Source organism: Arthrobacter sp. TB 23 (assembly GCF_000294595.1).
Taxonomy (GTDB): domain Bacteria; phylum Actinomycetota; class Actinomycetes; order Actinomycetales; family Micrococcaceae; genus Arthrobacter_D.
In genome coordinates this window covers 17,296-32,293 of the sequence record NZ_ALPM01000073.1, presented here as the reverse complement: position 1 = coordinate 32,293, position 14,998 = coordinate 17,296, and the positions used below count along the sequence as shown (strand labels likewise).

11 protein-coding genes and 1 pseudogene are annotated in these 14,998 nt (G+C 64.7%); 6 read left to right on the top strand and 6 right to left on the bottom strand.

Features of this window, described 5'->3' with window-relative positions:
- Window positions 1-48 precede the first annotated feature (48 nt).
- Window positions 49-1,764 carry a bifunctional 3'-5' exonuclease/DNA polymerase gene (locus B384_RS0110965; protein WP_019483161.1) on the top strand — a complete coding sequence of 572 codons (1,716 nt, stop codon included), beginning with the start codon at window positions 49-51 and terminating at the stop codon, window positions 1,762-1,764.
- Between the two features lie 14 nt (window positions 1,765-1,778).
- Here the strand turns inward: B384_RS0110965 and B384_RS0110960 are convergent, their stop codons facing one another.
- The 3 genes from B384_RS0110960 to B384_RS0110950 are packed head-to-tail and all read right to left on the bottom strand — an operon-like array spanning window position 1,779 to window position 4,654.
- Complete coding sequence (locus B384_RS0110960; RefSeq protein ID WP_019483160.1) at window positions 1,779-2,438, bottom strand: NUDIX hydrolase; 660 nt, start codon at window positions 2,436-2,438, stop codon at window positions 1,779-1,781.
- The gene (nth, locus tag B384_RS0110955) at window positions 2,435-3,241 is read right to left on the bottom strand and encodes an endonuclease III (RefSeq protein WP_019483159.1); all 807 of its coding nucleotides are present in this window, start codon (window positions 3,239-3,241) and stop codon (window positions 2,435-2,437) included. Before nth ends, B384_RS0110960 begins: the two co-directional genes overlap by 4 nt.
- Before the next feature lie 9 nt (window positions 3,242-3,250).
- Window positions 3,251-4,654, bottom strand: a complete 1,404-nt coding sequence (locus B384_RS0110950) for a hypothetical protein (RefSeq protein WP_026041130.1) — start codon at window positions 4,652-4,654, stop codon at window positions 3,251-3,253.
- 289 nt (window positions 4,655-4,943) lie between these two features.
- Between B384_RS0110950 and acs the strand changes: the two genes are divergently transcribed.
- From acs to B384_RS0110930, 4 genes are all read left to right on the top strand, one after another.
- Window positions 4,944-6,908, top strand: coding sequence for an acetate--CoA ligase (gene acs / locus B384_RS0110945; RefSeq protein WP_019483158.1), 1,965 nt, complete (start codon window positions 4,944-4,946; stop codon window positions 6,906-6,908).
- A gap of 147 nt (window positions 6,909-7,055) precedes the next feature.
- Entirely contained in the window at window positions 7,056-8,402 is a 1,347-nt protein-coding gene (locus tag B384_RS0110940) for an MFS transporter (RefSeq protein WP_019483157.1), read from the top strand.
- 63 nt (window positions 8,403-8,465) lie between these two features.
- Window positions 8,466-8,936 carry a type II 3-dehydroquinate dehydratase gene (aroQ, locus tag B384_RS0110935; protein WP_019483156.1) on the top strand — a complete coding sequence of 157 codons (471 nt, stop codon included), beginning with the start codon at window positions 8,466-8,468 and terminating at the stop codon, window positions 8,934-8,936.
- 14 nt (window positions 8,937-8,950) lie between these two features.
- Window positions 8,951-10,681, top strand: coding sequence for an ABC transporter ATP-binding protein (locus B384_RS0110930; RefSeq protein WP_019483155.1), 1,731 nt, complete (start codon window positions 8,951-8,953; stop codon window positions 10,679-10,681).
- A 73-nt stretch (window positions 10,682-10,754) separates the two neighbouring features.
- Here the strand turns inward: B384_RS0110930 and B384_RS0110925 are convergent, their stop codons facing one another.
- The 3 genes from B384_RS0110925 to B384_RS0110915 all read right to left on the bottom strand — a co-directional run bounded on the left by B384_RS0110925 (window position 10,755) and on the right by B384_RS0110915 (window position 14,500).
- Complete coding sequence (locus B384_RS0110925) at window positions 10,755-11,696, bottom strand: ABC transporter permease (RefSeq protein ID WP_026041129.1); 942 nt, start codon at window positions 11,694-11,696, stop codon at window positions 10,755-10,757.
- On the bottom strand, window positions 11,693-12,697 hold the full coding sequence (locus B384_RS0110920) for an ABC transporter permease (RefSeq protein WP_019483153.1): 1,005 nt from the start codon (window positions 12,695-12,697) through the stop codon (window positions 11,693-11,695). The genes B384_RS0110925 and B384_RS0110920 overlap by 4 nt, the downstream gene beginning before the upstream one ends.
- A 105-nt stretch (window positions 12,698-12,802) precedes the next feature.
- A complete protein-coding gene (locus B384_RS0110915) occupies window positions 12,803-14,500 on the bottom strand; it encodes an ABC transporter substrate-binding protein (protein ID WP_035767049.1) in 1,698 nt (565 codons plus the stop codon).
- Window positions 14,501-14,827: 327 nt separating this feature from the next.
- Here B384_RS0110915 and B384_RS20925 point away from each other — a divergent pair.
- A pseudogene (locus B384_RS20925) lies at window positions 14,828-14,998 on the top strand (DUF2332 family protein); the annotation flags it as partial.

The following is a 14,998-nucleotide window of genomic DNA, read 5'->3' as shown; positions in this document are numbered from 1 at the left end:
GTGTCGAGCCCGACCAGGATTGTCTGTGGGGCGGGAGACAATAGAGCCATGTATGTTGTCGTGTCCTCACCGCCCGCTCCAGGCAGCCCTGCCTGGCCGGCTGGGGGGTCGACAGATGACGCCGTCGCCGTGCTGCAGCCCGCGGATGCGTCGGGATCGGCCACTGGTGCGGCCGTCGTCGTCGGGCACGACGAACTTGCCGCGGCCGTCCGCCACTTTGAGGCGCAGAAGGTGCGCTGGGTGTGGGATGCCACCCGCAACTGGTACCCGCAGCTCCTGCACCAAAAGATCAGCGTCGAGCGGTGCCATGACCTGAGCCTGTGCCGGGACATCCTGCGGCACTCTCGCTTCGCAGCTGACCTGCCCTACATCACCAAGCTGCAGGACAGCGCCGACGCACAGGATCAGGCCCCCGCGCGGCAACTTCCCCCGGTTGCCGCATCGATAGGGCAGTTCAGCCTCTTCGAGACCCCCTCCGCCCCCGGCGGACCCGGGCCGGACGAGGTTCTCACCGAGTTCCGCGACCAGCAGCAGGCTGTTGCGGAAGGGCGGTTTCCCCAGCGGCTGTCGCTGCTGCTAGCGGCTGAATCGGCTGGCGCCCTCCTGGCCGCCGAGATGGAGGCCGCAGGAATACCGTGGCGTCGTGATCTCCATGAGGAGCTGCTGGAATCGCAGCTGGGTCCCCGCCCCCGTGAAGGCGTGCGGCCTGCTGAGCTGGAGCGGATAGCCGGTGAGCTACGGGTGCACCTGAACAACCCCAGTTTCAACCCTGACTCACCGCAGGAGCTGCTGCGAGCGCTCCACCGGGCAGGCATCGAGGTGACCAGCACGCGGTCCTGGGAGCTGGAACAGCACAAGCACCCGGGGATCGAACCCCTGCTGCGCTACAAGAAGCTCTCCCGGTTGCTGACCGCCAATGGGTGGACCTGGTTGGATGCCTGGGTGCAGGGCGGCCGCTTCAGACCCGAGTATGTGGTGGGCGGAGTGGTATCGGGGCGGTGGGCCTCGAGGGGTGGCGGCGCCCTCCAGATTCCTCGACAGATCCGTGACGCGGTGCGACCCGATCCGGGCTATCGGTTTGTGGTGGCTGACGCAGCGCAGCTGGAACCCCGGGTTCTGGCAGCGCTCGGCCGTGATTCGGCGCTGGCAACTGCGGCCCGGGGGAAAGACCTGTATCAGGGGATTGCCGAGCAGGGCTTTGGCGACCGGGCCAAGGCCAAACTTGCGATGTTGGGCGCGATGTACGGCGCCACTACCGGCGAATCTGGCCGGTTGATGCCCCAACTGGCCCGCACCTATCCGCAGGCTATCGGGGTCGTGGAGAGTGCTGCCCGCACGGGCGAGGCCGGTGGTGTGGTGAGCAGCTACCTGGGACGCGGTTGCCCCCCGGCAACTGACGCGTGGCTGGCGTCGCAGCAAAGCTCCACCGCTGATGAGCAGCGTCGTGCGGAAGGTCTTGCCCGATCGCGTGGCCGGTTCACCCGCAACTTTGTGGTCCAGTCGACCGCCGCCGAATGGGCGCTCTGCTGGCTCGCGGAACTGCGGCGTCAATTGCGCGCGAAGGCGGTTCCAGCCCCCGTTGACCTACTGGTGTTCTTTCTGCACGACGAGGTGATGCTGCATGTCCCCGAATCCCAGGTCGACGAGGTCTGCCGGGTGGTCGCCGACGCGGCACAGTCGGCGACCCGGCTGATGTTCGGGGACATACCCATCGACTTTGCGGTCAATGTGGTGGTGGTGGATTCCTACGCGGACGCCAAATAGGGTGCCTTGGTCGGTCAGAGCGGTGGTGGGATCTGATCTGATTTGTCCCACGGCAGGGTCCACCCCAGGTCATCAAACAAGGCGTCCAGAAGTAGCGCAGTGAATCCCCACACCGTGACGTCCCTGACCAGGAAAGCCGGGGTGGTCCAGGTGACGCCGTTGCGGTGCCCAATCACGGAACGTCGGCCCGCCGGGTTGAGCAGGTCCGCCACGGGTACCCGGAAGACGTGTTCGGACTCCGCCTCGTCGACCACCGTGACCGGTGACTGGTCGGCCCACCAGGCGAGCACTGGTGTGACCAGGAAGTTACTGACCGGAAGCCCAGACTCGGGGAGCGGTCCCAGCACCTCGATCCCGGCGGTGTCGACGCCGGTTTCCTCCCACGCTTCCCGAAGCGCCGCCGCCACCGGGCCGTCGTCGCCGTCGTCGATCCGGCCCCCTGGGAACGCCACCTGACCTGGATGGTCCGTCAGCGACCCTGAACGTAGCACCAGCAGGACGTCCAGATCATCGGGCACGGCGCCCGCATGGAACTCAGCTGGCCGGTCATCGAGGATACCGAAGAGGATCAGGACCGCTGCGTGGCGCGCCTCTGCCGGGTCGATGCCGCGCAGCGTCCCCGGCTGCGACACGGACCGCTTCGCCAGATCCAGCAACTGTTGACGGGCACTCATGCTCGGAGGCTGTATCCGGCGGCCTGCAGTTCGCGCCGTGTGGCGCCCCCGCGCATCAGCTGCAGCAACTCTTCCCGCCCCGGCGCCAACTCGTACTTCAGCAGCTTCGCGGCTTTGACCGGGTCCACCTCGCCGTCACCATAGGCGGGGCAGAGGGCGGCCAGGGGGCATGCGCCGCAGGCTGGTTTGCGTGCATGGCAGACCCGGCGACCGTGGAACACCACATGATGGGAGAGCATGGTCCAGTCCGACGGGTCGAACAAGCGGGCGACGTCGGCCTCCACCTTGACCGCGTCGTCGGACTCGGTCCAACGGAAGCGCCGCGCGAGCCGGCCGAAGTGGGTGTCGACAGTGATCCCGGGGATGCCAAACGCATTACCGAGCACCACGTTGGCGGTTTTACGACCCACTCCGGGGAGGGTGACAAGGTCTTCCAGGCGTTGTGGGACCACCCCATCGAACTCATCGACGAGGCGGTTGGACAAGGCCAGCAGGCTCTTCGACTTGGCGCGGAAAAATCCGGTGGGCCGGATCAGATCCTGCAGGTCCATTTCGTCGGCTTCAGCAAGACGGCGGGCGTCTGGGTACCTGGCGAACAGGGCCGGGGTGGTGAGGTTGACCCGGACATCGGTGGTCTGGGCCGACAGGACTGTCGCTACGAGAAGCTCAAAGGGATTGGTGAAGTCGAGTTCAGCAACGGCGTAGGGGTATTCCTCGGCCAGCCTGCGATGAATCCTGCGGGCCCGCCGCTTGATGGCGAGCGGCGACGGATCATGGGAACCCGCGGAGACCGTACCGACCACTGTCGGTGCCTAGCCGTCGCTCGGTGCGCGCTCGATGTTGGTGAGATCCCGCATGACACCGATCCGGCCCGTGCGCTTGTCCTGCACCAGAAATTCCTCGCCACGGTCCTCGATGCCCACCTCCCAGTCACCTGGAAGCAGGACGAAGAGTTCGACACCCGAGGCCTCGTCGACCACCGGGCGGGGTGAACCGACGGCGAACCAGAAGGCTTCCACCACCGGGGCGTCGTCGTCCGCGTCCTTGGTCGCTGAGATAGAGTCCTGGGACTCGCTGGGCTGGCGTTCCACGACCGGTTGCGCAGTTGTCGCGGCGGCGGTTGCAGCAGTTGTTGCGGAGGATGTTTCGGGGGTAGCGGCTTTCCGGGTTGCAGTTGCCTGCTGGCCGGTATCCACCGGAGCCTGATCCGCGGTCGGTGAGCTGACACCAGCGTCGGAGTTGCCGTCGGGCGACTGGGCGGAGTCGGGCGACGGTGCCGCGTCAGGCGACTGAGCAGAGTCAGGCGACTGTGCAGAGTCTGGCGACTGTGCCGAGTCGGGGGACGTGCCATACGGGGCGAAATCCTCATCAGCGAACCGCGGGTAGCCCGATGAATCTGCGTCGGCCAGTTCCTTGTCCTGGACCCCCGCTGCTGCCCCCACTCCGCTGTTCAGATGGGCCTCGGGCCTGCTCGGGCCCTGCTCGCCCGAAGAGGACTTCGCTGCGGCGCCGAATCCGAACTTGCCGGCAATGCCTGGGCTCTTCTTCTGCGCGGCAGGCTGCGATGTGGTCCCGGCGTGACCTGCGCCGAAGCCCGCTGCTGCTGCGCTGGCACCTGCCGCCGCCGTCGAGGCTGGCTGGGGAGTGAACTCGGTAACCTGCTCGGCCGCAACTGGCTCGGAGGCTTTGGGCTTTTTCGGTGCGGCTGGCAGGATGCTACGGGCCATCAGGTGGGCGTTTGAGCTGGGACGGCCTGCAAAATCTCGGGCGAACATCGGCAGATGCGGGCCTCCGACGGTGGCGGCCAGCATGCCAATCCCGCCGATGAGGCAGATGAGCGGCCCAATGTGGAAGGAGGTGACCGTCTGCAGGAAGAAGAAGGTCGTCGCAAGCGCGGCCACCACCGACGCGAACTGGTCGACCGAAAGCGAACCGATCCGCAGGTCGGTCCCGAGCCGCCGGGCGGCAATCAAGCCCGCAGTTGCTACCGGGAGGATGATACCGATTCCGAGGAAGAAGAGGGAGGACGCGTTCCACAGGTTGCCGAACCAGTCATTGGCCTCGAAGAAGGGAAGCAGCGAGCCGATGAAGATCAGCAACACCGAACCGCCGATCACCGCCTCGCGGAGAGTGAATGGGCCCAGAACCGCCTCGCTGGCGCGGTGTGAACTGTCGCTGCTGCTGCCAGCGAACCGATCGGTGTGCGGATGTGTCATTTCGGGATTCCATTCGTCGCAGCGGCCGGGCGGGCCGCAGTGGCCAGCCTTGCTTCCTGTCACCAGAGTAGTCAACCCGCCTCTCCTCCACTAGCCATCCGGGTCCACTCGCGCCCTTCTCACCGCCGCTCACCGCAGAAATTCGACCATTCACATTTGCGGATGTGAGCGCGCCCACACAAAGTCGGTGCGCGCGGTTAGTCTGGTCAGCAGTATCGCGGTGCTGCGTGCCGGTTTCGAACCGGGTGGCTCGCCGCCTAACGCTATCCGGCACGATGAAGGGTTGAACATGACTGAGAACACCCAGACCACGCAAGGCGACGCATTTGAGAATCTGCTGCTGGAGGAGCGTAGCTTTCCTCCCACCGAAGAGTTCGCGGCGAATGCCGTAGCTCAGCCCTCCCTCTATGAGGAAGGCAAGGCCGGGCCGGAGTTCTGGGCCGCTCAGGCACGCGACCTGCTCACCTGGGACGAAGATTTCACCCAGGCTCTCGACTTCTCCGACGCTCCCTTCGCGAAATGGTTTGTCGGAGGCCGGGTGAACGCCGCCTACAACGCGCTTGACCGCCACGTTGAGGCCGGCCGAGGGGATCGTGTAGCCATCCATTTTGAAGGCGAGCCCGGCGACACCCGCTCCTACACCTATGCGGAACTCACGGAAGAGGTCAAGAAGGCATCAAACGCGTTCCTCTCGCTCGGAGTCGAGAAGGGTGACCGGGTGGCGGTATACCTGCCGATGATCCCCGAGGCAGTCATCACCATGCTCGCCTGTGCCCGGATTGGTGCTGTGCACTCGGTGGTCTTCGGCGGCTTCTCCGCCGAGGCTCTGCGCAACCGGATCGATGACGCTGAAGCCAAGCTCGTCGTCACGGCGGACGGCACCTACCGTCGCGGCAAGCCCAGCGCGTTGAAGCCAGCCGTCGACGGCGCCCTGGAACGCGAGGGGCACACCGTCACTAACGTCGTGGTGGTTAAGCGCAACGGCGAGCCGGTGGAGTGGACCGAAGGTCGGGACGTCTGGTGGAGTGACGCCGTCGGCGGTGCATCAGCCGATCACACCGCCGTCGGACACGACTCGGAGCACCCGCTGTTCATCCTGTACACCTCGGGCACCACCGGGAAGCCCAAGGGCATCCTCCACACCACCGGCGGGTATCTGACGCAGACGGCCTTCACCCACAAGAACACGTTCGACCTGCGCCCGGAGACCGACGTGTTCTGGTGCACGGCCGACGTCGGCTGGGTCACCGGGCACAGCTACGTCGCCTATGCGCCGCTCGTCAACGGCGCCACCCAGCTCATGTACGAGGGCACCCCCGATACCCCGCATCAGGGCCGGTGGTGGGAACTGGTGGAAAAGTACAAGGTGTCCATCCTGTACACGGCTCCGACGGCGATCCGGACGTTCATGAAATGGGGCCGCGACATCCCCAAGAAGTACGACCTCACCTCGATCCGCGTGCTGGGCTCCGTGGGTGAGCCCATCAACCCTGAGGCGTGGATGTGGTACCGGGAAATGATCGGTGGGGGCAGTGCACCGATCGTGGATACCTGGTGGCAGACCGAAACCGGTGCGCACATGATCGCCCCGATGCCGGGCGTCACGCACGCCAAGCCGGGCTCCGCGCAGGTGGCAGTGCCGGGGATCTCGGTGGATGTCGTGGATGAGATGGGCGAATCGGTGCCCAACGGTTCGGGCGGGTATCTGGTGGTCCGCGAACCGTGGCCGTCCATGCTCCGTGGCATCTGGGGCGACCCGCAGCGGTTCAAGGACACCTACTGGTCCCGCTTCGACAACATGTACTTCGCTGGGGACGGCGCCAAGCGCGACAAGGACGGCGACATCTGGCTGCTGGGCCGCGTGGACGACGTGATGAACATCTCCGGGCACCGGCTGTCGACCACCGAGATCGAGTCGGCGCTGGTCAGCCACCCGTCGGTGGCTGAGGCCGCCGTCGTCGGTGCCTCCGATGAGACGACAGGCGAGGCAGTGGTCGCGTTTGTGATCCTGCGTGGCTCGGCCGTCGACGACGACGACATCGTCACCACCCTGCGCAACCACGTGGGCAAGGAGATCGGGCCGATCGCCAAGCCGCGCAACATCCTGGTGGTGCCCGAGCTCCCGAAGACCCGCTCCGGCAAGATCATGCGCCGCCTACTCAAGGACGTTGCCGAGGGCCGGGAAGTCGGCGACTCGTCGACCCTGTCCGACCCGACGATCATGGCTCAGATCGCTCAGTCCCTGAGAAAGTAACTCCCCGCCTGGGTCCCGGGCACCATCCCGGGTCCCAGGCGGACCCGGGATGGTGCCTCCGGGCGGTGTGATGTGCATCCCGGGGGGTTGTGATCTTGCCCGGCAGGGGTGGCGCCTCGGCCTGCGGCACGAGGACAATTTCGAAACGTGTCTACTACCGCTGCCCCCGCGACCACTGGCCCGTCCCCGGCCGCCAACCGCAAGATGGCCCGCAAGTCCGCGGCAGCCTCGTTTGTAGGCACCACCCTCGAGTCCTACGACTTTTACGTCTTCGGAACCGCTGCTGCGTTGGTCTTCAACCAGGTGTTCTTCGCCGCCCAGGATCCCCTCGCGGGCACCCTCTCCGCTTTCCTGATCTTCGCGATGGGCTTCGTCGCCCGCCCCCTGGGTGCCATCGTGTTTGGCCATCTCGGCGACCGGATCGGCCGAAAAAAGACCCTCATCTGGACCATCGTGCTGATGGGCCTTGCCACCGGGTCCGTCGGCCTGCTCCCGGACTACAGCGTGATCGGCGTCTGGGCGCCCATCCTGCTGACCGTGCTCCGTCTTCTCCAGGGGTTGTCCCTCGGCGGCGAGTGGGGCGGGTCCATCCTGATCGCCACCGAGCACGCCGAACCGCGTAAACGCGCGCTGTACGCCTCGATTCCCCAGCTCGGTTCCCCCGTCGGCACCATGCTCATCTCCCTGGTGTTCCTGATCCTCGCTGTCGTGGCGCCCGACGTCATGACCACCTGGGGATGGCGTATCCCCTTCCTGCTCGCGTTCCCGTTCCTGGGCATCGCCCTGTACCTGCGGCTCGCCATTGACGAGACGCCGGTGTTCAAAGAGACCGTGCAGACGCAGTCGCGCGCCAGCATTCCGTTCGTCGAAGTCATCCGTCGGCAACCTGCGGCAATCGCCGTCGCGGCTGCAGCGGCAGTGCTCGGTATCGGTTCCTACTTCCTCATGGTTTCCTACACTCAGGCCTACGGCACCCAACGGCTGGGACTCAGCCAGGAGACCGTGCTCAACGCGGCCCTGATCGGATCGCTCCTGCAACTGCTGACCATTCCCGCGTTCGGCTATCTGGCCATGAAGATCGGCTCGGCCAAGGTGGTCGCCGGCGGGGCTATCGGCACCGCCCTCATCGCTTTCCCGCTGTATTGGGTGATCAGCATCGCCGATGCGCCCACCTATGTGGCCGCCATCCTGTTGGGCGGCATCCTGCCGACCGCCAGCTGGGCCGCGCTTGGCGGATTGATGGCTGACATCTTCGAGCCCCGCACCGGGTTCACCGCTCTGTCCTTCGCCTATAGCCTGGCGGCGATTGTCGCCGGATTTGCTCCTTCCATTACCCAGGTCCTCGGTACAGCTACCGACGGCGCCTGGTGGCACCCCGGAATTGTTCTTGCGGTGATGAGCCTGGTGACCGTTGCTGGGGCGCTGGCCGCCGTCCGCCTCCGCCGGACAGCCAACCTCACCCGGCCAGCCGACGTCGCACCGATGTCAGCCTGAGCACCGCCACACCGCCAACCCCGCTGCGTTTTGGTGCGCCCGGGTGTGGGGCATAGTTAAGCCATGCCGAAGACCACCACGCTCCTGATCATCAACGGACCGAATCTCAACCTCCTGGGCACCCGCGAACCGGCCACCTACGGCACAGGAACCCTCGCCGACGTCGAGGCTCTCGCCGCCGACGCCGCGGGGCGTCACGGGTGGGCCGTCACGTGCCTGCAGTCCAACCATGAAGGCGAACTGGTCGACGCCATCCAGGCTGCGGCAGGGGCAGCCGACGGTATCGTCATCAACGCCGGCGCCTACACCCACACCTCCGTCGCCCTCCGCGACGCAATTGCCGCCGTCGGCCTTCCCACGGTAGAGGTGCATATCAGCAACGTGCACCGGCGGGAAGAATTCCGGCACCAGTCCTACCTGTCGGCTGTTGCGGAAGCCGTGATCGTGGGCGCCGGGATCAGTGGCTACCGGTACGCCGTCGATTTCCTGATCGAAAAACTCTCCTCCGGATCCGTGGGTTACGCCCCCTCATGAGGGACGATAGAGGCATGATCGACATCACACCCGTTGACGGTGTCCCCAGCGATGCCCCGCTCCTTGAGGTCAAAGACCTCGCCGTAACGTTCAGCACTTCGTACGGCGATGTGATCGCCGTCGAAAATGCGAGCTTTACCCTGCGACGCGGGAAAACCCTCGCGATTGTTGGCGAGTCCGGTTCGGGAAAGTCGACGACGGCGATGTCCTGCATCGGCCTGCTGCCGTCCAATGGCAGGATTACCAGCGGCAGCATCCTGTTCGAAGGCCAGGACCTCGCCACCATTTCTGAAACGAAGATGCGCGCCATCCGCGGGCGGGCCATCGGGCTGGTCCCGCAGGACCCGATGTCGAACCTCAATCCGGTTACCAAGATCGGCACCCAGGTGGCCGAAACTCTCCTGGTGCACGGAATGGCAACCAAGAAGAACGTCAAGGAACGCGTCATCGAGGTCCTAACCGCCGCTGGACTGCCCGACGCCGGTGAACGGGCCAAACAGTACCCCCACGAGTTTTCCGGCGGCATGCGCCAGCGCGCCCTGATCGCTATCGGGATGGCATGCCAGCCGCGGCTGCTGATCGCCGACGAGCCGACCAGCGCGCTCGACGTCACGGTGCAGCGGACCATCCTCGACCAGATTGATCAGATGACCGAACAGTTGGGCACCTCGGTGCTGCTGATCACCCACGACCTCGGCTTGGCGGCTGAACGGGCCTCCGATCTCGTGGTGATGCACCGCGGCCGGGTGGTGGAGACCGGTCCGGCACAACAGCTCCTCACCGACCCCCAGCACCCCTACACCCAGTCGCTCGTTCGCGCTGCGCCCAGCGTGGCAGCAGTCCGCCTCCAGCCGGGGACGTACCACGCCGACACCGCGAAGCGCGTCGATGCTGCGGAGGCTGTGTTCGCCGAACACCAGACCGAGGCGGCCGAGGCTATCGCCGCGGCCGCGACAGCAGGGCGGAACATCGTCGAAATCCGCGACCTGACCAAGGTCTACAAGCGTCGGGGCAGCTCCGAGGACTTCTACGCGGCGAAGAACGTGACCCTCGATGTGCCACGGGGACAGACCGTCGCCATTGTGGGTGAGTCCGGTTCAGGGAAGACGACGACGGCGCGGATGCTCCTGAAGCTCATTGAGCCGACGTCGGGCACCATGACTTTCGACGGCATGGATGTTGGAACGCTGGACAAGGCGCAGCTGGCTGACTTCCGGCAGCGGGTTCAGCCGATCTTCCAGGACCCCTATTCCTCGCTGAACCCGATGTTCACGATTGAACGGATCGTTGAGGAACCACTCAACGCGTACAAGAGGGGGTCCAAGAGTGAGCGGCGGGCCAGGGTCCGCGAACTGATGGACCAGGTGTCGCTGCCGCAGGCCGCGCTGCGCCGCTACCCCTCGGAGCTTTCCGGTGGACAACGGCAGCGTGTCGCGATCGCCCGTGCGCTGGCTTTGAAGCCGGAGCTGATCATCTGCGACGAGCCGGTCTCCGCGCTGGACGTCCTGGTGCAGGCCCAGATCCTGAAACTGCTGGGCGATCTGCAGGCGGAGCTGGGACTGAGCTACCTGTTCATCTCCCATGACCTGGCTGTGGTCCGCCTAATCTCTGACTATGTCTGCGTGATGAAGGATGGTGAGCTGGTGGAGGCGGCGAGCTCCGAGGAAGTGTTCCAGAACCCGCGCCACCCGTACACCCGGAAGTTGCTGGCCTCGATCCCGGGCAACGAACTGAACATCGCTTAGAACCGCTCCTGGCGGCAAAAGACCCCNCCCCGGCACCGACGGTGCCGGGGTCTTTTGCTTCCTCTCCGTCCCGCTACTTCTTTCGAGTCTTGGGATCCAGCGATTCGCGAAGGGATTCGCCCAGTAGGGTGAAGCCCAATGCCGTAACGGCGATACAGATACCCGGCAGGAAGGCCAACTGCGGCGAGTTCGTTAGTTCAGCCTGGGCATAGGTCAACATTCGCCCCCACTCGGCCGTTTGGGGCCTGCCGCCACCCAGCCCCAGGAACGACAGCGCTGCGGCGTCAATCACCGCGGTGGCAAGGGTCAGGGTCGCCTGGACAATCACCGGCCCCACACTGTTGGGCAACAGGTGGCTCATTGTGATGGTGGAGCGGCTCAGCCCGAGCGTTTGGGCAGCAAGGATGTAATCCGATCCTCGTTGGGAGAGCATTGACGCGCGCAGCAACCGAGCGAAGATGGGCACCTGCGAGACACCGATAGCGATCATCACCGCGTAGGGCCCCTGACCCAGGATCGCCGCAATGCTGACCGCGAGCAGAAGGCTCGGCACCGAGAGCAGGATGTCGACGAACCGCATGATGACGCTGTCTACCCAACCGCCAAGGCCGCCAGCAAGCAGCCCCAGGATCATGCCACCGACGAGGCCGAGGGCAGTCGAGACGACGCCGATCAGCAGTGACGCCTGCGCTCCCCAGATCAGCTTGCTGAGCAGGTCACCACCGAACCGGTCGAGCCCGAGCGGGTAGGCGTCAATTTCACCTGGCCCCGGAATATTGGTGGGGGTAATTTCCGTCCGGCCCGGCAACTCATTGCCGCCGTAAGGAGCAAGCACCGGTGCCAGGATTGCCACCAGCAGGAACAGGCCCACGATAACTGCACCGGCGATGGCCTGCGGGTTCTTTCTCAGCCGCCGGAAGGCGTCCTTCCAGAGTCCGGTTCCGGCGTCGTCGGGAATGGTCGGTTCGGTGGGCGTTGGCCCGTCACCGGCGGATGGAGGCAATGTTGTACTCAACTCACACGCACCCTTGGGTCGATGATGCTGTAGGAAATGTCAACCAGTAGATTGATCACTGCGTACAGGATGGCAATAAGGATGATGAACCCCTGGAGCACCGGATAGTCGAGAGCGAAGATCGCGTCAGCCAGGAATTTCCCGATCCCGTTGAACGCAAACACCGTCTCGGTGAGCACCGCGCCCGAAATGATGAGGCCCGTCTGCAGCCCGATGGTGGTGACCACCGGGAGCATCGCGTTGCGGAGGATAAATCGGTTCCGGATGGTTTTCTCCATCAGGCCTTTCGCGCGGGCGGTGCGGACGTAGTCGGCGTTCTGGACCTCGAGGACCGAAGCGCGGGTGATCCGCACAATGATCGCCAGAGGGATGGTGCCCAGGGCGATGCCCGGCAGGATCAGGTGCTGAAATGCGTCCCAGGCGGCGTCCCACTCACCGGTAAGGATGCCATCCAGCACGTAGAAGTCGGTGACATGGGTGGCGTCCATCCGGGGATCCTGGCGGCCGTCCGGCGGGAGGATCGGCCATTGGATGGCGAAGAGGTACTTCAGGATGAAGGCAAGGAAGAAGACGGGAACGGTGATGCCGAGGAGGCTCAACACCACTGAACCGTGGTCGACGAATCGCCCATAGTAGCGGGCGGCCACATAGCCCAGCGGGATGCCGAGGCCGATCGCGAAGATCAGTGCTACCACGGCAAGTTCGACGGTACCCGGAAACCGGGTGGCGAACTCCTCCAGCACCGGACGCCCGGTGTCGATCGACGTGCCGAAGTCCCCTTGCAGCAGCTTGCCCATGTAGGTCAAGTACTGGGCGATGATCGGCTCATTGAAGCCGTATAGCTCGTTGACCCTCTCCACCGCTTCAGGGGTGGCCCGCTCGCCCAGCAGGGCAGTGGCTGGGCCGCCGGGAAGATTGCGTACCCACAGGAACAACAGGATCGACAGGCCGATCAGAGTGGGTACCAGCAGCGCGAGGCGCTTACCAATGACGCGTAGCACGGGGTCCTTTCAGGAACTGATCAAACACACAGGAATCAAACACTGTCCAACGAGCAACAGGAGAGCCGGGCCCAGTAGGCCAGGCTCTCCTGTCATCGATAGGTGTTACTCGTTGAGTTCGATCATGTTGAACACCTCGTCATTGACGGGGCTTGCCGGGTACGAATCAACGCGTGGGGCAAACGCCAGCGACGGTGCGGGATGGGCCAACGGGATCGCCGGATTGAACTGGGCAATCTGTTCGTTAATCTCCTCGTACGCAGCGGTCTGTGCTTCACGATCGGTCATACCGCGTGCTTCGTCCAGTGCTGCGAACAACTCGGGGTTGTCGAAGCCGAACTCGAGCTTCTCCTGGCCGAAGAACACACCAATGAAGTTGTCGGTGTCGTTGTAGTCGCCGGTCCAGCCGAGCAGGTGGATCCCGTGGTTAGCGCTTCCCTGAATGTTGTCCAGGTAGTCAGGGGTCCACACGGCAGGTGCAGGTGTAGCGGTAATACCTACAGCGCTGAGCTGATCGGTCAGGTTGGTGAAGACCTGCTCGGGGGTTGGCATGTACGGCCGGGATACGTTCGTCGGATAGTTGAATTGGACCTCGAAGCCGTCAGGGTAACCGGCTTCTTCCAACAGTTCCATGGCCCGTTCAGGATCATAGTCATAGGTGGTGACGTCTTCGTTGTAACCGTCAACGACGTCGGGGATGAACTGGGTGGCCAGCTGCGTTCCTTCAGGAAGCGTCTGGTCGATCAGTGCCTGCTTGTCGATGGCGTGGTGGATTGCTTCGCGTACCAGTGGATCGCTGAGCTCCTCCACCTCGTGGTTCAGACCCAGGTAGAGGATCGTGAAGGGATCGCGAGGCACAATCATGAAGCCTTCGCCCTCGAGGGTGGGGATATCGGCGGGCGAGACCAGGTCAAACCCGTCGACCGTGCCGGCCTGCAGGGCCTGCGTGCGCGCCTGTGGGTCGTCGATGACGCGGAAGATGATGGTTTCCACATCGCCCTGCTCACCCCAATAGTCCTCGTAGGTGGACAGCTGCAACTGCTCGCCCACCGACCAGGAATCGAACTTGAACGGCCCGGTACCCACGGGGTTACCCTCGGCGTAAGCGCTCAACGCTGGCGCTTCAGCTGAACCGCCAATGTCATCGGCGGCGAACTCCTCGAGCGCCGTCGGGCTCTGCATGGCGAAGGCCGGCAGCGACAGAGCGGGAATGAACCCGGCGAACGGCTGTGCAAGGGTGACGGTCGCCTCAAGGTCCCCGTTCACCTCACAGGATTCGTAGACGGCTGCGTCAGGTGAGTCGGCGAACCCGCGGAACAGGTTGTTGTAGTAGTAGGAGACGGATGGCGCCTGGGCGACACCGGTCCAGTTGTACCAGCGGTCGAAGTTGAAGCAGACGGCTTCCGCGTTGAACTCGGTGCCATCGTGGAACGTGACGCCCTCCTTCAGCGCGAAGGTGGTGGAAAGGCCGTCTTCGGAGGTTTCCCAGGATTCGGCGAGCAGCGGAGCTGGATCGGCCGTGCCGGCCTCTACCCCGACGAGACCCTCAAACAATTGACGGCTGACCCGGAAGGTCTCGCCGTCACTGGCAAAGGCGGGGTCAAGGGACGCAGGATCCGACGACGCAGCAAAGACGAACGTCGAGTCGACGGTCGCTTCACCACCGTCGGCAGTGCCTTCATCCCGCTGGCTTTCGACGCAACCGGAAAGCAACAGCGCACCGATTGCCAATCCGGCCGTCACCACAGCTGCCCGCTTCTTTGCGGGGCGTGAGCTGCGCGGCGGTGTGGCGCTTTCTTGCATGTTGTGCTCCTCATGTACGAGTGGGGAGGCAGCGCACGTAACGTGATGCCCTGACGGCTTCGCCGGAGCGGAGCAATCTGTGGAACGAGCCTAACCCCGGGGATGTCCTCAGATGGGATTTACCTCACAGATGTGGTCACGATTTGGTCACGCGTTGTCGACTGGCCGTCCCCCTAAGAGCACGCTAGGGTGACGGTTGACCCATTGGTGTGGAGGGATTGGCATGGCTGAGCAACTCGACACGGCCGCGTGGTACCGGCGGTTCGCGCTCGTCGAAACCCGCGGATATTCCCCCACCTATGATGAGTGGTGCCCGGCGCCCTGGTGATGGACTGCGCTACCACCGGCCACCCGCCGCTGCCGACGTCGTTACCTCTCATCAGCTTCCGCGCCGTACTCGACCTGAATCCGTTCGACGTCGCAAAGGACGACGACGTCGCCTGGCTGGAAGCACTGATCTGGCCGGAACATGTGCGACGGCGGGACCGGCTCCGCGCC